Source organism: Cryobacterium sp. MLB-32, assembly GCF_000738085.1.
GTDB lineage: Bacteria > Actinomycetota > Actinomycetes > Actinomycetales > Microbacteriaceae > Cryobacterium.
Map to the genome: position 1 here is coordinate 1 of NZ_JPRS01000015.1, position 23,896 is coordinate 23,896.

Here is a 23,896-nt window from a genome sequence, read left to right on the forward strand (position 1 = left end):
GATCAGCGGGAGAGCACAGCAGCATTCCTCGATCAGCGGGAGAGCACAGCAGCGTTCCACGATCAGCGGGGCAGCACAGCGGCGTTCCTCGATCAGCGGGAGAGCACAGCAGCGTTCCTCGAACCGCGGGACACGAGAGTACTGGCGCACGAGAAACGCCCCGCCCGCGTCGAATCGACACGGGGCGGGGCGTTCAGCCGTCGGTGACCGGCGGTTAGCTCTTCACGTAGGCCGGTGCGACCTCATTATGAGCGTCTCCCACGCGGTGCACGCGGATGTCGTTGGTGGAACCCACGATTCCGGGAGGGGAACCGGAGATGACGACGACCTTGTCACCGATTTCGGCGAGCCCCTGACCCAGCAGAAGGTCGTCGACCTGGCCGAACATGGCGTCCGTGTGTGTCACCGGGTCAACAAGGTACGTTTGCACGCCCCAGGTCAGGGCCAGGCGACGACGGATGCCCGGGTCGGGCGTGAAGGCGAGCATCGGAATCTTGGAACGCAGCCGCGACATGCGCCGGGCCGAATCGCCGGACTCGGTGAAGATACAGAGGAATTTCGCTTCGACGAACTCGGCGACCTCGATTGCGGCGAGCGTAATGGCCCCACCCTGCGTGCGGGGGCGGTTGGTGAGCTTGCCAATGCGTTCGAGCCCGTGGACCTCAGTCGATTCGACGATGCGAGCCATGGTCTGGACCGTGACGACGGGGTATTCCCCGACGCTCGTTTCACCGCTGAGCATCACGGCATCGGCCCCGTCAAGGACCGCGTTGGCGACGTCAGAGGTCTCGGCGCGCGTCGGCACCGGACTGAGGATCATCGATTCCAGCATCTGGGTGGCGACGATGACCGGCTTCGCCATGCGGCGAGCGATCTCGACGGCCTGCTTCTGCACGATCGGAACGGCCTCGAGCGGCAGCTCGACACCGAGGTCTCCGCGGGCCACCATGATGGCGTCGAACGCATCGACGATTCCTTCAAGGTTCTCGACGGCCTGCGGCTTCTCGATCTTGGCGATGACGGGCACGCGGCGCCCTTCCTCTGCCATGATCTCGTGAACGCGCACGATGTCCTCTGCGCTGCGCACGAAGGAGAGGGCGATGAGGTCCGTGCCGAGACGGAGGCCCCAACGCAGGTCTGCTTCGTCTTTTTCCGACAGGGCCGGCACGTTGACCGCGACACCCGGCAGGTTGATGCCCTTGTTGTTGGACACCGGGCCGGCGACGATCACCTTGGTGGTGACCACGACGCCATCCGACTCGACGACCTGAACCTTGACCTTGCCATCATCGATGAGCAGGAAGTCCCCGGGGCTCACGTCGTTCGGAAGGCCCTTGAACGTCGTTCCGGACAGTTCCTTCGTGCCGAGCACGTCTTCGGTGGTGATCTTGAAGATGTCACCGACGGCCAGGTCATACGGCCCGCCCTCAAACTTGCCGAGACGGATCTTCGGTCCCTGGAGGTCGACCATCACCGCGATGGCGCGCCCCGAGTCATTGGCTGCCTTGCGCACGTTGGCATACACGCTTTCGTGTACCTGATAGTTTCCGTGGCTCAGGTTCATACGACAGACGTCAACGCCCGCGTCGATGAGCGCCCTGATCTGCTCATAGCTGGCTGCTGCCGGCCCGAGGGTTGCGACGATTTTGGCGCGTCTCATGCTGGTGGATCTCCGGTTTCCGCGCCGTGTGAGCGCATTGTGAAGCGGTAGTGAAGTGCGGGATGAAAGGGTTTTAGAGCGAGAAGGATGTGTCGGTCGGCCTGACCGGTGAGGGGAGGTGGGTTTCGCCTTCGAGGAACGTGTCGACGGCTGCTGCCGCAGCGCGGCCCTCAGCTATTGCCCAGACGATGAGCGACTGCCCACGGCCTGCGTCTCCGGCCACGAAGACACCCTCCCGGCTGGTCTGGTAATCCCCGCCACGTTCGACAGTACCCCGGTCATTGAACGGAAGCTGCAGTTGGTGGCCAAGATCATCCGATTCCGGCCCGGTGAAGCCGAGGGCGAGCAACACGAGGTCCGCTGGTATCTCGCGTTCGGTACCCGCCTTGGGCACCCTCCGGCCGTCGATGTACTCGGTCTCCGCGATGCGAATAGCCCGTACCTCGCCCACGTCGTTGGCGAGAAACTCGACCGTCGACGCCAAATATTCGCGCGTGCCGCCCTCTTCGTGTGCGCTCGACACCTCGAACAGGGTGGGCGTGAGCGGCCACGGCTGGCTGTCCGTGCGGCTTGTGCCGGGCTGCTTACCGATGGCGAGGTTGGTGACGGATGCGGCGAGCTGGCGGTGCGCTGTGCCGATGCAGTCTGCGCCGGTGTCACCGCCGCCGAGAACGACGACATGCTTGCCCTCGGCCGTGATCTGGTCGGCCATGCTTCCGCCGGCCCCGACCTTGTTCTGCTGCACGAGGTACTCCATGGCGAAGTGCACACCGGGAAGGTCCCGGCCGGGGATGGGAAGATCGCGCGGCACCATGGCTCCCGTGGCGACCACGACGGCGTCGTACCGAGCGCGCAGGTCGTCCCAGGTGATGTCCACGCCGATATTCACGCCGGCACGGAACCGAGTGCCCTCCGCCGTCATCTGCCCGAGTCGGAGTTCAAGGTGCTTCTTCTCCATTTTGAAATCCGGAATGCCATAGCGCAGCAAGCCGCCGATACGGTCATCGCGCTCGAACACGGCCACGGTGTGCCCGGCTCGCGTGAGCTGCTGCGCCGCGGCGAGACCGGCCGGCCCGGAACCGACCACGGCAACGGTCTTGCCGGTGAGTCGGCCGGGGGGCTGAGGCTGCACCCAGCCCTTGGCAAAGGCCTGGTCGATGATAGAGACTTCGACCTGCTTGATCGTGACGGCAGGCTGGTTGATGGACAGCACACACGAGGACTCGCACGGTGCCGGGCACAAACGGCCGGTGAACTCGGGGAAGTTGTTCGTGGCGTGCAGACGTTCGATCGCCTGACGTCCCTCGTCGCGCCAGACCAGATCGTTCCACTCCGGGATGATATTGCCGAGAGGGCATCCCTGGGTGCAGAACGGCACTCCGCAGTCCATGCAGCGGCCGGCCTGACGCTTGAGCACGGCCGCATCACCCTGTTCGTAGACCTCTTTCCAGTCCATCAAGCGCAGCGCAACGGGCCGACGGGCCGGAAGCTCGCGTTCGGTCGTCTTCAGAAATCCCTTCGGATCAGCCATTGGTTACCTCCAAAATACGGTTCCAGACAACGTCGCCGTCGGGGTCGAGCCCCTCGTCGACGGCCGATTGCCGGGTTGCCAGCACGGCCGCGTAGTCACGCGGCAGCACCTTGACAAAAGTGTTCATTGTTTCTTCCAGGTTGGCAAGCATCCGCTCGGCCAGGGCCGACTGCGTCTGGGCGTAGTGCTGAGCCAGCAGATCACGGACGATCTCGCGGTCGGCACCTCCCAACGGAGACAGGGTGAGCTCGCCCGATTCGAGCGAGGACAGATTAACCTGCTCCCGGTTCAGGCCGTACACGTACGCGGTGCCACCGGACATGCCCGCCCCAAGGTTTCGACCCGTGCTGCCGAGGATCACGGCAAGGCCGCCGGTCATGTACTCCAGGGCGTGGTCTCCCACACCCTCGACCACGGCGGTCGCACCCGAGTTGCGCACCAGGAAACGTTCGCCGACCATTCCGCGGATGAACATGCTGCCCTGTGTGGCGCCGTAGCCGATGACGTTTCCGGCGATGACGTTCTCTTCGGCGGGGAAGACACTGTTTCGATCGGGGAGCACAACGATCTGGCCGCCGGAGAGTCCCTTTCCGACGTAGTCGTTGGAGTCGCCTTCGAGCCTGAGCGTGATGCCGCTGGGCAGGAACGCCCCGAAAGACTGCCCGGCGGAACCACGCAGTGTCACCTCGATCGATCCGTTCGGCAAACCGTTCTGACCGTGCCGCAGCGTGACCTCGTGGCCGAGCATGGTTCCCACCGCGCGCTCCGTGTTGCGGATCGGAAGCTCGATGGTCACCTTTCCGCCGTGCTCAAGCACGCTCGCGCTCCGGCGGATGAGTTCGTTGTCGAAGTGCAGGTCGAGTTCGTGTTCCTGGCCGCGCTGATGCTGCCGCGGCTCAGACTCGGAGAAGTCCGGGCCCACCAGGATCGGAGCCAGGTCGAGACCGGAGGCCTTCCAATGCTTCATCGCCCGGTTGACGTCGAGCAGTTCGCGGTGTCCGATGACCTCGTCGAGGCTGCGGTAGCCGAATTCCGCGAGGTACTCGCGCACCTCTTGCGCAATGAATTCGAAGAAGTTGATGACGTGCTCGGCCTTGCCCGTGAAGCGCTTGCGCAATTCCGGATTCTGCGTCGCCACGCCCACCGGGCAGGTGTCCAGGTGACAGACCCGCATCATGATGCAGCCTTCGACGACCAGCGGAGCGGATGCGAAACCGAACTCCTCTGCTCCCAGAAGCGCACCGATGATGACATCCCGGCCGGTTTTGAGCTGACCGTCAACCTGCACGACGACTCGGCTGCGCATTCCGTTGAGCATCAGCGTCTGCTGGGTCTCGGCGAGGCCGAGCTCCCACGGGGTCCCGGCGTGCTTGAGAGAGTTGAGCGGACTCGCGCCGGTGCCCCCATCGTGTCCGCTGATCAGGATCACGTCGGACAGGGCCTTCGCGACTCCGGCAGCGACCGCGCCGATACCGGACTGGCTCACCAGCTTGGTATGGATACGGGCCTTGGGGTTCGCGCGTTTGAGGTCGAAGATGAGCTGCTTGAGATCTTCGATCGAATAGATATCGTGGTGCGGGGGCGGTGAAATGAGCCCCACTCCCGCGGTCGCATTTCGGGTGCGCGCGATCCAGGGGTACACCTTGGTCGGGGGCAGCTGCCCGCCCTCGCCGGGCTTCGCACCCTGCGCAAGCTTGATCTGGATGTCGTCGGCGTGCGTCAGGTACATGCTCGTGACGCCGAAGCGCCCGGACGCGACCTGCTTCACGGCGCTGCGGCGTTCCGGATCGAGCAGGCGATCAAGGTCTTCGCCACCCTCTCCAGTGTTGGAGCGCCCACCGAGCTTGTTCATGGCGATCGCCAGCGTCTCGTGCGCTTCCTGGGAGATCGAACCGTAGCTCATGGCGCCGGTGGAGAAGCGCTTCACGATGGACGCGACCGACTCAACCTCGTCGAGCGGCACGGGACGACGCGAGCCCGTGTTGAACGTGAACATGCCACGCAGTGTCATCAGCGATTCGGACTGATCGTCGACGAGCTTGGTGTACTCGCGGAAGATGTCGTAGCGCCGTGTGCGGGTGGAGTGCTGCAGACGGAAGATCGTCTCCGGGTTGAAGAGATGGGGGGCTCCGTCGCGGCGCCACTGGTACTCGCCGCCGGTCAGGAGGCGTTCGTGCGCGGTGACAGCGGCATCCATCGGATATGCCACAGAATGGCGCTGCAGGTTCTCGGCAGCGATCACATCGATGCCCACACCGCCGAGCTTGCTCGTCGTGCCGGTGAAGTACTGGTCGACGAATGCCTGGCCGAGCCCGACCGCCTCAAAGGCCTGTGCGCCGGCGTACGAGGACACGGTGGAGATGCCCATCTTGGACATAATCTTCAGAACGCCCTTGCCGAGCGCCTTGATGACGTTACTCACGGCCTTTTCCGGCGTGACGTTGGTGATCATGCCGCTGCGCACGAGGTTCTCACACGTTTCCATCGCGAGGTACGGGTTCACAGCGGATGCTCCGTACCCGATGAGCGTCGCCACGTGATGCACCTCGCGAACGTCCCCCGCCTCAACGACGATGCCAACCTTCATGCGGTTTTCCGTGCGGATCAGGTGATGGTGCACGGCCGCGATCATCAGCAGCGACGGGATGGGCGCGAGGTCCTTGTTGGAGTCGCGATCTGAGAGCACGATGAACAGCGCGCCATCTTCGATGGCAGCATCCACTTCCAGGCACAGGGCGTCCAGGCGGTTTGCGAGGGCGTCGGGGCCCTCCTCGAAGCGGTACAGGCCGCGAATGGTGGTGGTCGTGCGGCTGCCGACGGCGGGATCAATGTGCTGGATCTTGGCCAGCTCGTCGTTGTCGATCACCGGAAAATCAAGAACGACCTGACGGGCGTGTTCGGGGCCGGCGAGCAGAAGATTGCGCTCCGGGCCGAGCCCGAGCTTCAGCGAGGTGACGACCTCTTCCCGGATCGAGTCGAGGGGCGGGTTCGTGACCTGCGCGAACTGCTGCGCAAAATAGTCGAACATGAGGCGCGGACGGTCGCTCAGCACGGCGATCGGAGTGTCCGATCCCATCGCTCCGAGAGGTTCTGCGCCCGTCCGTGCCATGGGCGCGAGCAGGATGCGCACTTCCTCCTCGGTGTACCCGAAGGTGCGCTGACGCCGCACGACGGACGCCGGCGGGTGCACGATGTGCTCTCGCTCTGGCAGGTCCTTGAGGTTGATGCGGCCGGCGTCGAGCCATTCGCCCCAGGGCTTGCTCGCGGACAGTTCGTCCTTAATCTCGTCGTCTTCGATGAGGCGCCCGGCGACAGTGTCGACGAGGAACATCTTGCCGGGACGCAGGCGTCCCTTACGCACCACACGTGCGGGATCGATGTCGAGAACACCGATCTCGCTGGCCAGCACAACGAGGCCGTCATCGGTGATGAGGTAGCGGCCGGGGCGGAGACCGTTTCTGTCAAGAGTCGCACCAACGAGGGCCCCGTCCGTGAAGACGATGGCGGCGGGGCCGTCCCACGGTTCCATCATCATGGAGTGGTACTCGTAGAAGTCCCGACGCTCGGGGTTGAGCTCCGGCTGATTTTCCCAAGCCTCCGGCATCATCATCATGACCGCGTGCGGGAGCGATCGTCCGGAGAGGCTGAGCAGCTCCACGACCTCGTCGAAGGAGGCGGAGTCGCTCGCCCCGGGAGTGACGATCGGCAGCAGGGGCGCGAGGTCACCGAGTTCCAGGGATTCGAGCTGCGACTGGCGTGCGCTCATCCAGTTTCGGTTGCCCTGCACCGTGTTGATCTCGCCGTTGTGCGCGATCATCCGGAACGGCTGAGCGAGCGGCCAGGACGGGAACGTGTTGGTGGAGTAGCGCGAGTGAACGAGCGCCAGGGTCGACGTGAAGCGCTCGTCGGAGAGATCGGGGTAGAACGGCTCAAGCTGCAGAGACGTGACCATGCCCTTGTAGACGAGAGTGCGGCACGACAACGACGGAAAATAGAGGTCCAATTCGCGCTCGGCACGTTTCCGCAGCCGGAAGGTCTGGCGGTCCAGTGCAATGCCGCCGAAATTCTCTCCCAGCTCAGTCATCAGGGAGCTCTTCACGAACAGCTGCTGGATAGCCGGCATGGCCACGCGCGCCAGATTACCGAGTTCATCCGGGCGGACGGGAACTTCACGCCATCCGATGACCTCGAGGTTCTCCTCCCCGGCCTTGAGGTTCAGCGCCCGCTTAATGCTTGTGCGCGCCGTCGGGTCGGTCGGCAGAAAGACATTTCCAACCGCATACTGCCCGGCGGGCGGCAGGTCAAAGTCCGTGACGGCGCGCAGAAAAGCGTCGGGAATCTGCGTGATGATGCCCGCACCGTCGCCCGTACCGGCATCGGACCCGACGGCGCCTCGGTGTTCGAGGTTACGAAGCGCATCGAGCGCCAACGTGATGATGTCATGGCCGGCGGTACCGCGAAGAGTCGCGACCATGGCCAAACCGCACGCATCGTGTTCCGCAGCAGGGTCGTACAGACCCTGCTTTTCGGGCACCATGCTGAACTTGGAAGAGAGAGCTTTCTGCGTCATTGAGACCGTCCTCACGAAATGACTTGCAGGGAGGGACGACGCTGGCCCGCTGGAGGGAAAAGACACGGTAACCCGGTCCGGGAACATACCGTGTACCGTCTGAGGCGGTTGCCTGGCTGGGTTACGTGGTAAAGAGGCGCTACCCGCGGGTGCTTGTGGCTGTGGGCGCGTTCAGAGCATCGGTCCCGTCGGCTTCAGCGCCGTGATCCTCGAGGTCCGAATCATTGTCCTGTGATTCTACCTCAGCGTGAGGAGCTTTCCATTCCCGACCAGGAACGTAGACGCTCAGTTCGAGTCCGGGATGGGCGCGTCGCTGCACGAGGAAGATGATGATCCCGAGGAGGATTGCGGCATAGGCTGCCCAAATGTTCGTACGAATTCCGAAGAGGTATTCGCTCGGGTCCACGCGGATGGCCTCGAAGAAGCTGCGGCCGACGCCGTACCAGATGAGGTAGATGGCGAATGCCTTGCCCCAGCGGAGGTTGATGCGGCGTTCGATCAGAATGATCACGATCACACCGATGACGTTCCAGATCATTTCGTACAGGAATGTGGGGTGGAAGAGCGTGCCAACGGGGAGCCCCACCGGGTAGGCGGGGTTGGTGGCGTCGATCTCAAGCCCCCACGGCAGCGTTGTCGGCAGGCCGAACAGTTCGTGATTGAACCAGTTTCCGAGGCGGCCCGTCGCCTGCGCGATGAGCATCGCGGGCGCTAGCGCGTCGGCGAATGACCAGAAGCGAACTCCCGACAGCCGGCAACCGATCCAGGCGCCCACGGCGCCACCGATCAGCGATCCGAAGATGGCGTTGCCGCCGTTCCAAATCGCGAATACCTCCCACGGGTTGGCACCGTCGTAGAAGTAGTCCCCGGGGTGAGTGAGCACGTGGTAGACGCGGGCTCCCACGATGCCGAGTGGAACGGCCCACAGGATGATGTCGAGAACGACGCCCGGCTCACCTCCGCGCTTGGTGAGACGGCGCGAGGTGATCGCCGTGGCAAGAATGATTCCAGCGAGGATGCAGAGGGCGTATGCGTGGATGCGGAGCGGTCCCAGATCGAAGAAACTCCACTCGGGACTTGGGATGCTCATAGGCATAGACAACTCAGTATTACCTTCCAGAAGGTGCGTCGATAGAGGAGCAGAGGCTGCTCTGCGTCAACTTATCTTAGATCGAGCGGATGTTTTGTGCGCCCTCGGAAAGGGCAAGGGCGAGTGCCCCTACGGCGGCGACGCCACCGTCCGCGAGAGCTTTAACGAGTGCGGAACCCACGATGGCACCATCGGCATACGCGAGGATCTCGCGAACGTGTTCAGGGGTGGAGATCCCCAGGCCCACGCAGGCGCTCGTGGATCCAGCAGCACGCAGCCGCTCGATGAGAATCTGCGCGGCAGAGTCCACACCGGCGCGGGCGCCGGTCGTACCCATTGTCGACACAGCGTAGACGAAACCACGGCTCGCTTCGATGGCCTGCACGAGTCGTGCATCGGAGGACGAGGGGGCCGCGAGAAAGACGCGATCCAGTCCCGTGCTCTCACTCGCGGCCATCCAGCTGTCAGCCTCATCGGGGATGAGGTCGGGCGTGATGAGTCCGGCGCCACCGGCGGCGATCAAGTCGTCGGCGAAGCGATCGACTCCGTACTGCACAACAGGGTTCCAGTAGGTCATCACGAGCACAGGGGCCGTCACCTGCGCAGTGATGGCCGCGACGGCTTCAAACCCGTTACGCAGCCGGAAGCCGCCGGCAAGGGCACGCTGGGTCGCAGCCTGAATGACAGGACCGTCCATGACGGGGTCAGAGTAAGGAAGACCAAGTTCGATGATGTCGACGCCGTTGGCCGCGAGGGCCACCGCAGCGTCGATGCTTTCGCTCAGGGTCGGAAATCCGACGGGCAGGTAGCCGATCAAGGCGCCGCTTCCCGCTTCACGGCGGAGGGCAATCGTCTTCTCGACGGCGCTCGTGATGCTGTTCGCGGCGGGGCTGGACGCGTTGCTCATGATTGCACCGCTCCTTCGTCGAATAGCTGAAAGTATTGGGCGGCAGTCTGCATGTCTTTGTCCCCGCGGCCGCTGAGATTGACGAGAATGGTTGCGTCCGGGCCCAGTTCGCGCCCGAGCGCGAGCGTGCCGGCGAGGGCGTGCGCGGACTCGATGGCCGGGATGATTCCCTCGGTTTGGCTGAGCAGGCGCAGGGCCTGCATGGCTTCGTCATCCGTGATCGGGAGGTAGCTGGCCCGCCCTATGGTGGAGAGCCAGGCATGTTCCGGACCGACGCCCGGGTAGTCGAGGCCTGCTGAGATGGAATACGACTCCACGGTCTGGCCGTCATCGTCCTGGAGCAGAAAACTCCGGGCGCCGTGCAGCACACCCGGACGTCCCTTGGTGATGGTGGCCGCATGACGCGGCGTCTCCGCGCCGTCACCGGCAGCTTCATAGCCGTACAGTGCCACGTCCGGGTCGTCGAGGAAGGCGTGGAAGATACCCATGGCGTTCGAGCCGCCGCCCACGCACGCCGTGACGGCATCGGGGAGCTTACCCGTGAGATCGAGGACCTGCTGGCGCGCCTCTTCACCGATGATCTTCTGGAAGTCCCGCACCATAGTGGGGAACGGGTGCGGGCCCGCGACGGTACCGAAGATGTAGTTGGTGTCTTCCACGTTGGTGACCCAGTCGCGCATGGCGTCATTGATCGCGTCTTTGAGCGTGCGGGAGCCGGTCTTGACCGGCACGACCTCGGCACCGAGCAAACGCATGCGGGCCACGTTCAGGGCCTGGCGTTCCGTGTCGACCTCGCCCATGTACACGACGCACTCGAGCCCGAAGAGGGCGGCAACTGTCGCGGTGGCCACACCGTGCTGACCGGCACCGGTTTCGGCAATGACGCGGTTCTTGCCAATGCGCTTGGTCAGGAGCGCCTGCCCGAGGGCATTGTTGATCTTGTGCGAACCGGTGTGGTTGAGGTCTTCCCGCTTCAGAATGATGCGCGCACCCCCGGCGTGCCGGGCGAAGCGAGGCACCTCGGTGATCACGGACGGCCGTCCGGTGTAGCTGCGATGCAGCTCCATCAGCTCGGCGGCGAACGCCGGATCCTTCTTGGCGACCTCGTACTCAGCGGTCAGCTCGTCGAGGGCCGCCACGAGTGATTCGGGAACGAATCGTCCTCCGAATTCACCGAAATACGGGCCGTTCTGCGTACTCAAAGACATTTAAACCGCCAAAAACTCAGAGAGGGTGCGGATGGGGTCGCTCGTGACGAGCGCTTCGCCGACAAGAACAACGTCGGCACCCGCGGCGCGGTAGTGCGCCACGTCGGTTGCTGTTTTGACCGCGGACTCGGCGACGCGCACGACGCCGGAGGGGATGCGGTCGGCCAGAGCCCCGAAGAGATTCTGGTCAAGGGTGAAGTCGGACAGGTTGCGCGCATTCACGCCCACCAGGCTCGCGCCGATATCCAGGGCGCGACCGACCTCGTCTGCGCTGTGCGTTTCGACCAGTGCGGTCATACCGAGGGCGCGGATCAGTTCCTGCAGCGAGAGCAGGGTCTTCTGATCGAGTGCGGCCACGATCAGCAGAACCATATCGGCGCCGGCGGCTCGCGCCTCCAGCACCTGGTAATCGGTACCAATGAAGTCTTTACGCAGCACCGGAATTGTCGCCGCCGCCCGTACCTGTTCGAGGTCGGCAAGGGTGCCCAGAAAACGTCGGCCTTCGGTGAGCACGCTGATAGCGCTGGCTCCGCCGGCTTCATAGGAGGCCGCCAGCGCGGCGGGGTCGACAATGTCGGCCAGCGCCCCGCGGGACGGGCTGGCACGCTTGATTTCGGCGATGATCTTGACACGATCGGCCGGCGCCAGCGCCGAGAGCGCATCGAGGGAAGCGGGACGGGCCAGAGCATCCGCTTCGACCGCGGCGAATGGACGACTGAGACGGCGTTGTTCGGCGTCGGAAACGGCGCCTGCCATAAGCTCGGAGAGCACTCGGCTAGTGACCGTGGGGAGCTGCGGTCATGTCTCCCACACCGTAGCCGGCCTTGGCCATGACCCAGCCGACAATGACTCCAACAATGAGCAACCCAAGCGAGGCCCAGACGAGCCATGCCATCGCGAAGAAGAACGCGGTTGTACCAACGATGAAGGCGACAAGCATGATGATCACTGCGGTCCACGCCGCCGGTGAGTGGCCGTGGCCGGGGTCTGACACGTCGATGCTCATGAATCTCCTTTGTGCGGTGACGAACATATCTACTCTAGCGGGCGGCCGCGCTTATTGCCTGCGGTGGGGTCCTCGCCGCGGCTGAGATCGTCCCAATCGACGACCGGGTCCGGAGCGTGGTCACGGTTACCCATTTCGCCGCCGGCCGGCGCCAGCCGAGTGGTCTGGTAGCGGCTTGTCGGGCCGGGCCATCGCCCGGCCGTGATGATGATGCCGACACCGGCGAGCAGCATGAGAAACGACGCGACGAGGGCCAGATAGGGCCACGGGGTGGCGGATGCGTCGGCAACGACCGCGAGAATCGACTCGGTACCGGCAATGCCCGTGGCCTTGGTCACGGCGGAGGAACTGGCCAGGGCGGGGGCGTTGATGACCTGGTACGTGGCAAGGAAGACGGACACCCCGATGAGGATCTCCAGCGCCCCCAAAACGAGGCGAATAATCCGACCGGCGATGGTGAGAGCACCGGCGAGGGCGAATCCCGCCAGGGCCAGGGCGGTGATCGCCGGAGAGGCCTCCGACCCGTCGACTGCCAGGGCAAGCGAATCGGTGCCGGATGTGCTGACGGTGGCGTTCACCCACACCTGGGTCCAGGCCAGGAGTGCGAGCATGCTCGCCCCGAGAACCGCGAGGATCAATGTCAGTTTGACTCGGCGTGGGGACATCCGGCTGCCGGAGGTTGTGGACGACACGGGCTAGAACACCCGCTTCATGGCGTTTGCCACGGCCACTGCACGCAGCGGCGCCGCCGCCTTGTTCTGGGATTCCTGGTACTCGGATGCGGGATCCGAATCCAGCACAAGCCCTCCCCCGGCCTGGACGTGCGCGACGCCGTCCTTGATGGTCGCGGTGCGGATGGCGATGGCGAGGTCGGCGTCCCCAGCGAAGCCGAAGTAACCGACAACTCCCCCATAGACGCCACGCTGAGCAGGCTCCAGGGCATCGATGATCTGCAGGGCACGCGGCTTCGGCGCGCCGGAGAGCGTCCCGGCGGGGAAGGCCGCCTTGAAGACATCGATTGCGGTCTTATCCGGGAGCAGATCGCCTTCAACCGACGACACGAGGTGCATGATGTGGCTGAACCGTTCGATGCGCTTGAATTCGGTCACCTCGACGGACCCGGCACGGCACACCTTCAAGAGGTCGTTGCGCGCGAGGTCGACCAACATCAAGTGCTCGGCGCCCTCCTTCGCATCCGCTGCCAGCTCGGCCGCGAAGTCGGCGTCGGCCTCCGGCGTTGTCCCTCGCGGCTTCGACCCCGCGATGGGGTGGGTGAAGACGCGGCCGTTTTGCACCTTGACAAGGGCCTCCGGCGAGGAGCCCACGATCGAGTACGGTTCACCGGTCGAGGACTCAAGGCTGAGCAAGTACATGTACGGACTCGGGTTCAGGCTGCGCAACACCCGGTACACGTCGATCGGGTCGGCGGTGCACTCCTGATCGAAACGCTGGGAAATGACAACCTGGAAGACGTCACCGGCCACGATGTGTTCCTTAGCCGTGCCCACGGAGGCCAGAAAGTCATCGCGGGTGGTGCGGGTCGTCGCATAAGACGGCGTCGTGAGGTCGACCTCGGCGAGCCAGGCTTCGCTCGGTGCTGCCAGACGAGTTTGCAGGGCGTCAAGTCGGGTGTGCGCCGCAGCCCAGAGCTCGTCGGGAGAATCCGTGCCGTCATTGAGGACGTTCGCGATGAGTTGAACGGTGCCGTACTTGTGATCGAGCACGACGAGGTCGGCGACGAAGCTGAACGATTGACCGGGAACATCGTAATCGGCCGGCGGCTGATGCGGCAGATTCTCGATCTGGCGGATTGCTTCCCACCCGATGAATCCGACAAGACCGCCGGTAAGCGGCGGGTGTTCGGGCAAGCGCGGCGTCTGCCAGCGTTCGAACAGGAAGTCCAGCGCGGCGAGGGGCTGAAGATTCAGGGCCGCGCCAAGTGCGCGCTCCGCCGATACGCCGTAGTCGATCCATCGGGTGTCGTCGCCCTCCTGGGTCAGCACTCCGAAAGACGACACACCGACAAAGGAGAACCGCGACCAGATCCCGCCCTGCTCGGCCGATTCCAGCAGGAAGCTGCCGGGCTGGCCCGCTGCGAGTTTGCGGTAGATGCCCACGGGCGTCTCACCGTCCGCGAACAGCTCACGGATGACCGGGATCACCCGGTGTGCGCCGATCAAAGCGCCGAACTGCTCGGGGGAGGTGGATCCGGCCGTGGGACGCTGTCCGCTCATCCCTCGGACCTCTCCATGGTCACGACGTCAAGTTCGCGTCCGTCGAAGCACGTACGGGTTCCCGTGTGGCAGGCGACTCCGACCTGATCGACCTTCACCAGGAGCGTGTCATTGTCGCAGTCCAGCGCCGCTGAGCGCACGTACTGCGCGTGGCCGGACGTATCGCCCTTGCGCCAGTACTCCTGACGGCTGCGGGACCAGAAGGTGACGCGCCCCTCGGTGAGGGTGCGCCGCAGGGCCTCTTTGTTCATCCAGGCGAGCATGAGTACCTCGCCGGTGTCCCACTGCTGGATCACAGCGGGGAGCAGGCCCTCGGAGTTGTACACCGCGGCGTCGAATCGGGGTTCCTCGGTCATGATCGCACCAGCATTCCGGCACTCGCCAGCTCGCGCTTGACGTCGCCTATCGTGAGTATCTCGTCGTGGAAAACGGATGCAGCCAGCACCGCGTCGGCTCCCGCGCGCACCGCAGGAGGGAAGTCTTCGACCCGGCCCGCACCGCCGGAGGCGATCACCGGAACGCGGCTGTTCGAACGCATCAGGGAAATCAGGTCAATGTCGAAGCCCTGCTTCGTGCCGTCGGCGTCGATGGAATTGATCAGCAACTCCCCCGCGCCAAGCTCGATGGCCTCACGGGCCCAGGCGACGGCGTCGATATCGGTTTCGGTGCGTCCTCCGTGCGTGGTCACGATGAAACCCGACTCGGTGCGATTGCTGCGCTTGACATCGAGTGAGAGCACGATGACCTGGGCGCCGAATCGATCGGCGATCTCGGCAATGAGCTCCGGGCGCGCGATGGCGGCGCTGTTGATGCTCACTTTGTCTGCTCCGCTTGCCTGCAGCCGGGACACGTCTTCGACGCCACGGATGCCCCCGCCGACCGTGAGTGGGATGAAGACCTGCTCGGCCGTGGCCCGCACCACATCGTAGGTCGTGGCGCGGTTGTCGACGGTTGCTGTCACGTCCAGAAAGCACAGCTCGTCGGCGCCCTGCTCGTAGTACAGTCGGGCGAGTTCGACCGGGTCACCCGCGTCGCGCAGGTTCTTGAAGTTGACACCCTTGACGACGCGGCCGTTGGCCACGTCGAGGCACGGGATGACACGAACGGAGAGGCTCATGCTGACTCCTCCGGGTTACAAGCGGGCGTTGTGAATGGTGGTGACGAGGATAGCGCGTGCCCCCAGGGCATAGAGCGAATCCATCACGTTGTTCATGTCGAGACGAGCGATCATCACCCGAACCGCGACCCACTCCGGGTCGTGCAGTGACGAGACCGTCGGCGACTCGATGCCCGGTGCCATCGCGCAGGCGGCGTCGAGCAGCGCCGACGGGATGTCGTAGTCGAGCAGCACGTACTGCCGGGCCACGAGTACGCCCTGCAGGCGGCGCAAGAGCGTCGCGATACCAGGCTTGTCGTTCTCAGAGCTGATCAGCACAGCCGTTGACTGCAGGATGACCGGTCCGAAGATCTCGAGGCCGGCCTTCTTCAGCGTGGTGCCGGTGGACACGACATCCGCTACGGCATCCGCTACGCCGAGCTGCACGGCGGATTCGACGGCTCCGTCGAGGGGCACGAGGGTGACCTTCACGTCGTAGCCGGCGAGGAAAGTCTCGACGAGTCCCGGGTAGCTCGTGGCGACACGGAGTCCGGTGAGGTCGGACAGGTCACGGAAACGACCGGCCGGCCCGGCGAAGCGGAACGTGGAGTCTCCGAAGTCGAGGCTTGCGATTTCGAGGGCACTCGAACCGGAATCGAGGAGCAGGTCACGTCCGGTGATGCCCACGTCGAGGGCTCCGGAGCCCACGTACGTGGCGATGTCACGGGGACGCAGGTAGAAGAACTCGACGCCGTTGTTCGGGTCGGCGGCCACGAGGTCGCGCGGGTCACGGCGACCCCGGTAGCCGGCCTCGGACAGCATCTGGGCGGCGGTTTCGGACAATGAGCCTTATTGGGCACGGCAATTCTCAGCATGGGGACACTCTCTGGTGGTCTGGCGACGGATACGGTTACTGGGCGGTGAACGGGCGGCTCACCGGGAGGAATCGGATCAGAGATGTCGGTAGACGTCGGCCGGGGTCAGGCCCTTCGCGATCAGGAGCACCTGAAGGTGGTACAGGAGCTGGGAGATCTCAGCCGCCGTTTCTTCGTCACTCTGGAATTCGGCGGCCATCCAAACCTCGGCGGCCTCTTCGACAATTTTCTTGCCGATGGCGTGCACGCCGGCATCGAGCTCGCGCACGGTACCGGACCCTTCCGGGCGGGTCAGGGCCTTGTCGCTCAGCTCAGCAAAAAGGTCATCAAAAGTCTTCACTGTTCTAGGTTACTCGTGCCCGTGGTCGTGGCGGGCCGCGGCGGCGCGCAGGAGTGCGATCTGTTCGGTCGGATCGTCGGCGCCGAAGACGCTCGACCCGGCCACGAAGGTGTCAGCTCCAGCGGCGGCGGCGATCTCAATGGTCTGCGCGGTGATGCCACCGTCGACCTGCAGCCACACGTCGAGCCCGCTCGATTTCACTGCGGCGGACAGGGCTTCGAGCTTGGGCATCGTCGATGCCATGAAGCTCTGGCCCCCAAATCCGGGCTCAACGGTCATCACGAGCACCTGATCGAATTCCGGAAGCAGGTCGAGATACTGCTTCACCGGGGTACCGGGATTCAGGGCAAGGCCCGCGCGCGCGCCGATCGAACGCAGCCTGCGGGCGAGCGCCACGGCATCCGTGGCCGCCTCCGCGTGAAAGGTAACCGAGTATGCGCCGACCTCGGCATAGCCGGGGGCCCACCGGTCGGGGTCATCGATCATCAGGTGAATATCGAGGGGCAGCGGCGACACCTGCTGCAGCCGGTCCACCATGGCGAGCCCGAAGGTGAGGTTGGGCACGAAGTGGTTGTCCATGATGTCGACGTGCACGAGATCAGCGGTGCGAATCCGCCCGAGCTCATGTTCGAAATTGGCGAAGTCGGCGGCCAGGATGCTCGGATTGATGCGTATGGGCATGCTGAAAGCCTAGACGAGCGGATGCGACAGGCACGCGTGCCCTATTCGTTACGGGAGCTAGGTGGCGGCCGGGTTCACGATGAGGAAGTCGCCGACCTTCTCCCAGCCCTTCGGGATCTCGTCGGTGGATTGGTAGACCATGGCATGCCCCGTGAGCGAAGTTCCGCCCGCCAGAGTGTTCGGGTTGTCGCCGCAGGACGAGCCAACCATGCCGGAACCGGTCACCATGACGATGCATGCGCCGGTGGTGTGATAGGCGGCGACGAAATACTCGACTCCGTCTACTGCACCCACGAGGCGGCTGGATTCCATGTCGAGGCCGTCCGTCGCTGCGCTGTCCGGGAGCGAGTCACCCGAGTCCCGCTCGGTGGCCAGGAAAGCGCGAATCTGCGTCACGGGCTCGTCGGCCACGCATCCGGTCAGCGCAAGTCCTGCCACGCACAGCAGCGCTCCGGCAGCCCAGGCTGAGCTGCGACGTGCGGCAGACCTGGTCAAGCGCGTCATCACGGATCCCCCCGTTCGCCGTTGATGGTCCCACCTTAGCGCCGAGTCCGTACCGCCCACAACGTGCTGGAAGCACCGCCCTAGGTCGCGGCGATGTGCGTAGCTCCGGTGAGCCGATCCGAGGAACAATGCCCCACCCAGCAACCACGCTCTCGGCGCCTCAGTTTCGCTACGGGTGAAAACCTTCAGGTCATCCATGCTTCATCAGTGTGCTCAGCGCCGGCACAAGTCCCGGTCACGGTCGAGTTTCGTGCGGACGAGGGGTAGCAGCAGAAACGATGTGGTAGTACTATGCGTCACTGCCCGGCTGAGCCACACCCGGATTCGGCCCGAGGGCGTGAGAAGCAAGGAGTGGTGAGATGACGACAACGCAGATGACACAGACAGACACCATGCGAGGTGTAGGCGGAGCGCTGTTCGCCGGAACTCTCATGATCATCGGCGGCTTTTTTTGGGCTCTCGAGGGTCTGGCCGGCATATTCAACGGCAACTTCTTCCGGCCGGTTGCCGACTACTACGACATCAGCGGGACGACGTGGGGCTGGGTGCACCTCTCGCTCGGCATTCTCGTTCTCCTTGCCGGCTTCGCGGTGATGGTCGGTCAGACCTGGGCCCGCGTCACCGGGATCATCCTCGTGTCCATCTCGGCGATCGTGAACTTCATGTTCATACCCTGGGCCCCGTTCTGGGCGATCACGATCATCGCAATCGACATTTGGATCATCCACGCGCTGGCGGTGTACCGGCCCTTGAGCCGGGTCACGGATTAGCGACCGGGCATTCGCGGTGCCACCCGCACCACGAATGCCCGGTGAGCCGCTCGACGGCGCCGGCTCTGGATTGATCACACCGCTCCTAGGCGGGTCGATTTCGGCGAACCCTCAGGATGCTGTCGGTGAGCGTGTCCGTCGTGCCATCGGGACCGGTGGCCTCGCGTTCGAACAGTTCCTTCGTGATCACCGTCCACTCGTCCGCCGATAGCGCGAGCGACGCCAGAACATGCTCGGGGCTGGGGGTGTCCTCGGGCTGAGCACGGTGGGTGGACCACTTCGGGAAGGCCGCATGTCCGACGATGAGCAGCTGACCACCCGGCGCGACGGCGGAGGCAGCCCGGCGCAGAATCTGCTCGCGCGGCAACTCGACCGGAGACTGGAGGAATTGAGCCGACACGAGGTCGAAGGTCGACTCGGGCTGCCACACAGCGAGGTCTGCCTGCACCCAGCGAATGCGATCGGCCAGGCCGGCCGACTCGGCTCGACCCTCCCCGCGTGACAGCGCTGTGGTGGAGATGTCGACCGCCGTGACCTGCCAGCCGCCGTGGGCCAGCCACAGGGCGTCGCCGCCTTCCCCGCTGCCCAAGTCGAGTGCCGTGCCCGGCTCCAATCCGGCCGCTTCACGTTCGAGGGCGGCGTTTGCGTGTCCGCTCCACATCTGCCCCTTGTCGCCGCCGCGTTCGATGTAACGGCGCTCCCAAAATGTCGTCGGGTCTTCCGCCTGGTCGACCTCGGGCTCGTGCACGGAGGAGTGGCTGTGTGGTTCGGTCTGGTTCGAACTGGTGGGTTCCGTAGTCATCTTCTTACACTGATGCCGACGCGGCCGAAGAGCAAGTTCTTCGGCCGGATTTGGTGCGAAGCAAACCGGGAATAGTGCACAGGCCTTGTCCCGCTGGCCATCGCGCGCCGCGATCTACTCGAGGTTGCGCTCCAAAAGCGTGATGAACATGGCATCGGTTCCGTGGCGGTGCGGCCAGAGCTGCACGCTGGACGGATCCCCGGCCAGGTCGAGTTCGGTGTTGCTCAGTGACTGCACGACCGCTGCGGTATCCAGGGCGCTCACCTTGCCCGCCCACTTCTTCAGCGCGGTAGCGACGATGCCGCGCGTCTCTGCGGTGTGTGGTGAGCACGTGACATAGGCAAGAATTCCGCCCGGCTTGAGCGCGCCGAGGGCCGCGTCGATCAGGCCGGACTGCAGTCCGGCGAGCTCGGCAACGTCCTTGGGTTGTTTGCGCCACCGCGCCTCAGGACGGCGGCGCAGGGCGCCGAGCCCGGTGCACGGGGCGTCGAGCAGAATCCGGTCGAACTCTTCGGGGTGCTTGTCAGCGATGCGGGTACCGTCGAGTTCCCACACCGTGATCGTCTCGGGGATGGCGGCGAGGGCGTTGCGCACGAGCGTGGCTCGGGCGGGCACCAGTTCGTTGGCAACCAGTTCCGCGCCGTGGCTCCGCGCCTCTGCGGCAAGCAGGGCGGCCTTGCCGCCCGGCCCGGCACACAGGTCGAGCCACCGTTCGCCCGGCTTCACGGCGCGAGCGCGGCTGAGGCTGAGGGCAGCGAGCTGGGAGCCCTCGTCCTGCACTCGCACTCGACCGCCGGCGGCGCTCATCAGGTGGTATGGGTCTCCCCCGGCAAGAACGTAGCCGGTGGGCGAGAAAGCGTCTGCTTCGCCGAGCTTGTCGGTGTCCTCCGTCGACGTGAGACCGGGCAGGGCAACCATGTTGACCTTGGCCGGCACGTTGTCGGCCGCGAGCAGGTCCACGAGTTCGCTTTCACGGCCCTCGGAGCGCAGGGACTGGCGAAAGGCACGCACGACCCAGGACGGATGTGAGTGCTCGGCCGCGAGGCGGTCGTCGTCGTTCACCGCATCAGCGAGAACACGTTCGAGCCATTCCTCGGAGCTCGAACGCGAGATCGTGCGGAGCACACCATTGGTGAAGCCGGTGGCCGAACGCGATCCGACCTGCTTCGCCAGGGACACGGACTCGTTCACCGCGGCATGGGTGGCCACGCGGGTGGCGAGCAGCTGGTGGGTGCCGAGCCGCAGTACATCGAGTATGGCCGGATCGATCGCGGTCACGGGGCGACCTGCCGCGAGGGCGATAACCCGGTCGTAGAGCCCCTGCATGCGGAGCGTGCCGTAGGTGAGTTCGGTCGCGAGGGCGGCATCGGCGGTGTTGAGTGCGGCGCGCTGGATCCGGGTCGGCAGGAGGAGGTTGGCGTACGCGTCGGATTCCCGTACGGCGGCGATGACCTCATAGGCCACCCGCCGAGCGGGCTGCACGAAGTCGGTCGGGGTACCGCGCGGCGCGCGCGGTTCTCGGCTCTGGGTGTCACTCATGAGGCGACCACCTCCGTCGCTGCAAGGCCACGCCACCAGTCAAGTGCATTCATTGCTTTCTTTCCAGCCGGTTGAACGGAGACGAGCTCAAGGGCATCGGTCTGCGTGCCAATCAGCACATGCTTGTCGCGCTGCAGGATCACGCCTGCGGGAATCTGTACACCGTAGGCCGGTGTCACCTCAAGAAGCTTAAGTCTCGCATCATCCACAACGGTGTATGCGCCGGGTTCGGGCGTCACCCCGCGTATCTGGTTGTAGATTTCGGCGGCCGGCCTGTTCCAGCCGACCCGGGCATCGTCGATCGTCAACTTCGGGGCCAGTGTCACCTCACCGCTTTGCTCCAGGCCCCGCGCGGTGCCGTTCGCGAGCTCGTTGACCACTCGAACCAGCAGGTCCGCCCCGCTGTGGCTGAGCGATTCGAGAAGCATTCCCGATGTGGCATGTGCTCCGAGGGGCTCCGAGAAGCTGCCGAAGACGGCCCCAGCATCGAGTTCCTTCACGAGCTGGAACACGGCGGCGCCCGTTTCGGCGTCGCCCGCCATGACAGCCCGCTGCACGGGTGAGGCTCCGCGCCAGCGCGGCAGCAGTGAGAAGTGCAGGTTGATCCAGCCCAGCCGAGGCACCGACAACAGGGGTTCACGCACGATTCCGCCGTACGCCACAATGACGCCAAGGTCCGGCTGCAGGGCTGATATTTCCGCGGTCACGTCCACGTCGAGCCGGTTCGTCCTGATCAGCGGAAGGCCCAGCTCCACGGCGGCCCGGGCCACCGGCGACGGCGTGAGCACGCGCTTGCGACCGAGTGGAGCATCCGCTCGGGTGATCACGGCGGCGATCGTGTGCTCGGTGTCCGCCAAAGCGGTAAGGCTCGGGATGGCTACGTCGGGTGTGCCCGCGAAGACAAGTTTCATTTACAGGAGCTCCGGGTCATCGAATCGAACTCTCAGTGTAGGCGCCGGCTGGAACGACCTGGACTTCGCCGGCCGCCGGCGCTTGGCCGCGTTGCGCACGACCGATGCTTTGAGCGCGTGCGAGACCTCTTCACCCGTGGCATACGCGAACCGGACTATCGCCCGAACCAAGGGCGCCTCGGTGCTCACCGGACCCAGTACGTCCAGACCGGCAGACTCCGCCAAATCCGCGAGGGCAGCCTCGACATCGGCAGCGGTGCCCGTCACCGAGGCCACCCGAACGGCCGGCGGAAAGCGAAGCTGGCGCCGGTCGGCGAGCTCCGAACTCGCGAATGCCTCGGGCTGCCACGCGTTCAAGGCCCGGGCCAGCGCACCGCCCACTCCCACGAGAACGACCGGAGCGCCCGGAGCCGCCAGCGCGGCCGCATTCGACCACCAGCGCAGGCAGTCTTCCCCTACCCGCAGCGATTCGCGGGCCAGCATGCGTTCCCCGTCGAGAATGAGAATGGCGCGGTATCCGCCAGCCGGAATCGGCTCCGCGCCGCGGGTGGCGATGACAAGTGCAGCGTCGCCACCGAGCGTCTGGATGGAGTGTTCGCCGTCCGCGATGATGATGCGCGCTCCGGGGAAAGCGCGGCCAAGCTCTTCCGCCGTGCGTCCCGTGCCCATCGTGACCACCCGGAGCTTGTGACCCTCACAGTGCGTGCAGGTCCACGCGGCGGCCAGCGCCCCGCACCAGCGGCAGGCGGGTACAGCGCGGGCCGAGGTCAGGCCGAGCGGCCCCTGGCAGGTGGTGCAGCGAGCGGCCTTCTTACAGGTCTGACAGGCGAGCATGGGCGCATAGCCGGGACTCGCGACCTGCACGAGCACGGGCCCGTCTCGCAGGGCTTCCCTGGCTGCGTTCCATGCCGCCGTCGGAATGCGCGCCGCGCGGGCCTGCTGGTCCGATTCGGACTGGAAGTCGGTGGGAATGATGCGCGGGTGCCGGTTGGTGGCGGGGTGAACCTCGCCCAGCCAACCGAGCTCGACAAGCCGCTGGGTTTCCACGCTGCGCGAGTGGCTGAGCAGCACGAGACTGCAGCCTGCTTCCTCCCGGCGGATGAGAGCGGCATCCCGCGCGTGCACATAGGGACTCAGGGGTTCCGCGTACAGGGGATCGCCGTCGTCCCACAGTGCGATCAGGCCGAGGGACGTTGCGGGGGCGTAGATCGCGGAGCGATTGCCGAGAATGATACGCGGCTCGGCTCCGAGACAGGCGAGGAATGCACGGTAGCGATCCGGGTTGCTTTGCCGAGCGTCGACTCGACTCACGGACCCCGCTGGCGCCAGCTGGTCGAGCGCTGCCTGCACCTGGTCCTGGTCACGGTAGTCGGGCACGCAGAGTATGGCGGACGTGCCGGTCGCGAGCGTAGCGATGCCGAGTTCGGCGAGCGTCTGCGCCCAACGACCGATTGTCGTGCCGTCGGCCAGCGCCACGAGCTCGGGGATGGCCGCGACCGCGACCCGCTGGCGTTCCATGATCACGGTGTCGAGGCGCCCCGTGGGGTAACCGACGAATGCGGGGGTGGTGAGAGACTGAAGCCGACTTGTCTCGACCGGGGTCTCGACAAGCTCGACCAGCGGGTTCGGCTCGACCAGCGGGTTCGGCTCGACCAGCGGATCGGGGTGAACCGGTTGCGCCGCCAGCCAGGCCTTCTCGACGCGCACCTGGCGGGGCGGCACTGCGAGGCGGAGGATGTCGCTTGCGTTGCCGGCGGCCCTGTCGGCCGCTCGCCGTGCAAGCATCCAGACCTCGGGAGTGAGCACGCGCGCCGCGGACACAACGGCGTCCAGAGGACTGAGCGTTCCCGTGAACTGATCACTCGGAGCGGTCGACGGGTCGATCACCTCGATGAGGTACCCGTCGATGATTCGCCCTCCCGAGCGAAACGGAACGCGAACCCGCACCCCGGGGAGAGCCACAGCGACGAGTTCCTCGGGGATGCGGTAATCGAACAGGTGGTCGAGCTGCGGGAGAGGTGAGTCAATCAGAACGCGGGCGACGAGGCCGGAACGCGTCACGATGCCTGCCTCACTCTTTCGGTTGCCACGTCCGACGATCGGCTCGCGGGGTCTCGATCGCTCCGTCGTCGCGCCTCGACCAGCGGAACTGGTCGCACCTTGCCCAGCGGG

The 23,896-nt window shown here is 65.2% G+C and carries 21 protein-coding genes and 1 pseudogene; 2 read left to right on the plus strand and 20 right to left on the minus strand.

Going from position 1 to position 23,896, the window contains the following annotated elements:
* On the plus strand, nucleotides 1-207 hold a 207-nt coding region (locus JF66_RS24145; protein ID WP_035875045.1), incomplete at its 5' end, for a hypothetical protein.
* A gap of 7 nt (nucleotides 208-214) precedes the next feature.
* On the opposite strand, the gene pyk is transcribed toward JF66_RS24145, so the two are convergent.
* From pyk to JF66_RS03100, 16 genes and pseudogenes are all read right to left on the minus strand, one after another.
* Entirely contained in the window at nucleotides 215-1,660 is a 1,446-nt protein-coding gene (gene pyk / locus JF66_RS03025) for a pyruvate kinase (RefSeq protein WP_035875049.1), read from the minus strand.
* A 73-nt stretch (nucleotides 1,661-1,733) separates the two neighbouring features.
* Entirely contained in the window at nucleotides 1,734-3,191 is a 1,458-nt protein-coding gene (locus tag JF66_RS03030) for a glutamate synthase subunit beta (protein ID WP_035875051.1), read from the minus strand.
* Nucleotides 3,184-7,761 (minus strand): glutamate synthase large subunit, encoded by a 4,578-nt coding sequence (gene gltB / locus JF66_RS03035; RefSeq protein WP_051973053.1) that lies wholly within the window; start codon nucleotides 7,759-7,761, stop codon nucleotides 3,184-3,186. Before gltB ends, JF66_RS03030 begins: the two co-directional genes overlap by 8 nt.
* A gap of 139 nt (nucleotides 7,762-7,900) precedes the next feature.
* A complete protein-coding gene (gene lgt / locus JF66_RS03040) occupies nucleotides 7,901-8,851 on the minus strand; it encodes a prolipoprotein diacylglyceryl transferase (protein WP_081882106.1) in 951 nt (316 codons plus the stop codon).
* A gap of 76 nt (nucleotides 8,852-8,927) precedes the next feature.
* The gene (gene trpA / locus JF66_RS03045) at nucleotides 8,928-9,758 is read right to left on the minus strand and encodes a tryptophan synthase subunit alpha (RefSeq protein ID WP_035875055.1); all 831 of its coding nucleotides are present in this window, start codon (nucleotides 9,756-9,758) and stop codon (nucleotides 8,928-8,930) included.
* Nucleotides 9,755-10,966 (minus strand): tryptophan synthase subunit beta, encoded by a 1,212-nt coding sequence (gene trpB / locus JF66_RS03050; protein WP_035875058.1) that lies wholly within the window; start codon nucleotides 10,964-10,966, stop codon nucleotides 9,755-9,757. Before trpB ends, trpA begins: the two co-directional genes overlap by 4 nt.
* A complete protein-coding gene (gene trpC / locus JF66_RS03055; protein WP_035875061.1) occupies nucleotides 10,967-11,737 on the minus strand; it encodes an indole-3-glycerol phosphate synthase TrpC in 771 nt (256 codons plus the stop codon).
* A 4-nt stretch (nucleotides 11,738-11,741) separates the two neighbouring features.
* On the minus strand, nucleotides 11,742-11,972 hold the full coding sequence (locus JF66_RS03060) for a DUF6704 family protein (protein WP_035875064.1): 231 nt from the start codon (nucleotides 11,970-11,972) through the stop codon (nucleotides 11,742-11,744).
* Between the two features lie 29 nt (nucleotides 11,973-12,001).
* Complete coding sequence (locus JF66_RS03065; protein ID WP_035875181.1) at nucleotides 12,002-12,637, minus strand: Trp biosynthesis-associated membrane protein; 636 nt, start codon at nucleotides 12,635-12,637, stop codon at nucleotides 12,002-12,004.
* A 30-nt stretch (nucleotides 12,638-12,667) separates the two neighbouring features.
* The gene (locus tag JF66_RS03070) at nucleotides 12,668-14,206 is read right to left on the minus strand and encodes an anthranilate synthase component I (RefSeq protein WP_035875067.1); all 1,539 of its coding nucleotides are present in this window, start codon (nucleotides 14,204-14,206) and stop codon (nucleotides 12,668-12,670) included.
* On the minus strand, nucleotides 14,203-14,562 hold the full coding sequence (gene hisI, locus JF66_RS03075) for a phosphoribosyl-AMP cyclohydrolase (protein ID WP_035875070.1): 360 nt from the start codon (nucleotides 14,560-14,562) through the stop codon (nucleotides 14,203-14,205). The genes JF66_RS03070 and hisI overlap by 4 nt, the downstream gene beginning before the upstream one ends.
* Nucleotides 14,559-15,323: an imidazole glycerol phosphate synthase subunit HisF gene (gene hisF, locus JF66_RS03080; protein WP_035875072.1), complete on the minus strand. Its 765-nt coding sequence runs from the start codon at nucleotides 15,321-15,323 to the stop codon at nucleotides 14,559-14,561. The genes hisI and hisF overlap by 4 nt, the downstream gene beginning before the upstream one ends.
* Before the next feature lie 15 nt (nucleotides 15,324-15,338).
* Nucleotides 15,339-16,177 (minus strand): annotated as a pseudogene (hisG, locus tag JF66_RS03085) (ATP phosphoribosyltransferase).
* Between the two features lie 76 nt (nucleotides 16,178-16,253).
* Entirely contained in the window at nucleotides 16,254-16,517 is a 264-nt protein-coding gene (locus JF66_RS03090) for a phosphoribosyl-ATP diphosphatase (protein WP_035836482.1), read from the minus strand.
* A gap of 9 nt (nucleotides 16,518-16,526) precedes the next feature.
* Nucleotides 16,527-17,198: a ribulose-phosphate 3-epimerase gene (gene rpe, locus JF66_RS03095; RefSeq protein WP_035875075.1), complete on the minus strand. Its 672-nt coding sequence runs from the start codon at nucleotides 17,196-17,198 to the stop codon at nucleotides 16,527-16,529.
* Between the two features lie 57 nt (nucleotides 17,199-17,255).
* Nucleotides 17,256-17,702 carry a hypothetical protein gene (locus JF66_RS03100; protein WP_156109628.1) on the minus strand — a complete coding sequence of 149 codons (447 nt, stop codon included), beginning with the start codon at nucleotides 17,700-17,702 and terminating at the stop codon, nucleotides 17,256-17,258.
* Nucleotides 17,703-18,061: 359 nt separating this feature from the next.
* Between JF66_RS03100 and JF66_RS03105 the strand changes: the two genes are divergently transcribed.
* Nucleotides 18,062-18,472, plus strand: coding sequence for a hypothetical protein (locus JF66_RS03105; RefSeq protein WP_051973056.1), 411 nt, complete (start codon nucleotides 18,062-18,064; stop codon nucleotides 18,470-18,472).
* Between the two features lie 85 nt (nucleotides 18,473-18,557).
* Here the strand turns inward: JF66_RS03105 and JF66_RS03110 are convergent, their stop codons facing one another.
* The 4 genes from JF66_RS03110 to JF66_RS03125 all read right to left on the minus strand — a co-directional run bounded on the left by JF66_RS03110 (nucleotide 18,558) and on the right by JF66_RS03125 (nucleotide 23,785).
* Nucleotides 18,558-19,274 (minus strand): cyclopropane-fatty-acyl-phospholipid synthase family protein, encoded by a 717-nt coding sequence (locus tag JF66_RS03110; RefSeq protein ID WP_081882108.1) that lies wholly within the window; start codon nucleotides 19,272-19,274, stop codon nucleotides 18,558-18,560.
* A gap of 114 nt (nucleotides 19,275-19,388) precedes the next feature.
* Nucleotides 19,389-20,813, minus strand: coding sequence for an RsmB/NOP family class I SAM-dependent RNA methyltransferase (locus JF66_RS03115; RefSeq protein WP_051973057.1), 1,425 nt, complete (start codon nucleotides 20,811-20,813; stop codon nucleotides 19,389-19,391).
* Nucleotides 20,810-21,724, minus strand: coding sequence for a methionyl-tRNA formyltransferase (gene fmt / locus JF66_RS03120; protein WP_035875083.1), 915 nt, complete (start codon nucleotides 21,722-21,724; stop codon nucleotides 20,810-20,812). The genes JF66_RS03115 and fmt overlap by 4 nt, the downstream gene beginning before the upstream one ends.
* Nucleotides 21,725-23,785, minus strand: a complete 2,061-nt coding sequence (locus tag JF66_RS03125; RefSeq protein ID WP_035875086.1) for a hypothetical protein — start codon at nucleotides 23,783-23,785, stop codon at nucleotides 21,725-21,727. It abuts the gene before it with no gap.
* Nucleotides 23,786-23,896 lie beyond the last annotated feature (111 nt).

What these genes read in the sequence shown, in the direction of transcription:
- JF66_RS03110 (WP_081882108.1), bottom strand. Translation starts at nt 19,274, where the DNA reads ATGACTACGGAACCCACCAGTTCGAACCAGACCGAACCACACAGCCAC.
- gltB (WP_051973053.1), bottom strand. Translation starts at nt 7,761, where the DNA reads ATGACGCAGAAAGCTCTCTCTTCCAAGTTCAGCATGGTGCCCGAAAAG.
- JF66_RS03115 (WP_051973057.1), bottom strand. Translation starts at nt 20,813, where the DNA reads ATGAGTGACACCCAGAGCCGAGAACCGCGCGCGCCGCGCGGTACCCCG.
- JF66_RS03100 (WP_156109628.1), bottom strand. Translation starts at nt 17,702, where the DNA reads ATGACGCGCTTGACCAGGTCTGCCGCACGTCGCAGCTCAGCCTGGGCT.
- hisI (WP_035875070.1), bottom strand. Translation starts at nt 14,562, where the DNA reads ATGACCGAGGAACCCCGATTCGACGCCGCGGTGTACAACTCCGAGGGC.
- JF66_RS03060 (WP_035875064.1), bottom strand. Translation starts at nt 11,972, where the DNA reads ATGAGCATCGACGTGTCAGACCCCGGCCACGGCCACTCACCGGCGGCG.
- JF66_RS03065 (WP_035875181.1), bottom strand. Translation starts at nt 12,637, where the DNA reads ATGTCCCCACGCCGAGTCAAACTGACATTGATCCTCGCGGTTCTCGGG.
- fmt (WP_035875083.1), bottom strand. Translation starts at nt 21,724, where the DNA reads ATGAAACTTGTCTTCGCGGGCACACCCGACGTAGCCATCCCGAGCCTT.
- JF66_RS03030 (WP_035875051.1), bottom strand. Translation starts at nt 3,191, where the DNA reads ATGGCTGATCCGAAGGGATTTCTGAAGACGACCGAACGCGAGCTTCCG.
- rpe (WP_035875075.1), bottom strand. Translation starts at nt 17,198, where the DNA reads ATGCCCATACGCATCAATCCGAGCATCCTGGCCGCCGACTTCGCCAAT.
- lgt (WP_081882106.1), bottom strand. Translation starts at nt 8,851, where the DNA reads ATGAGCATCCCAAGTCCCGAGTGGAGTTTCTTCGATCTGGGACCGCTC.
- trpA (WP_035875055.1), bottom strand. Translation starts at nt 9,758, where the DNA reads ATGAGCAACGCGTCCAGCCCCGCCGCGAACAGCATCACGAGCGCCGTC.
- hisF (WP_035875072.1), bottom strand. Translation starts at nt 15,323, where the DNA reads ATGAGCCTCTCCGTTCGTGTCATCCCGTGCCTCGACGTGGCCAACGGC.
- JF66_RS03105 (WP_051973056.1), top strand. Translation starts at nt 18,062, where the DNA reads ATGACGACAACGCAGATGACACAGACAGACACCATGCGAGGTGTAGGC.
- JF66_RS03070 (WP_035875067.1), bottom strand. Translation starts at nt 14,206, where the DNA reads ATGAGCGGACAGCGTCCCACGGCCGGATCCACCTCCCCCGAGCAGTTC.
- trpB (WP_035875058.1), bottom strand. Translation starts at nt 10,966, where the DNA reads ATGTCTTTGAGTACGCAGAACGGCCCGTATTTCGGTGAATTCGGAGGA.
- pyk (WP_035875049.1), bottom strand. Translation starts at nt 1,660, where the DNA reads ATGAGACGCGCCAAAATCGTCGCAACCCTCGGGCCGGCAGCAGCCAGC.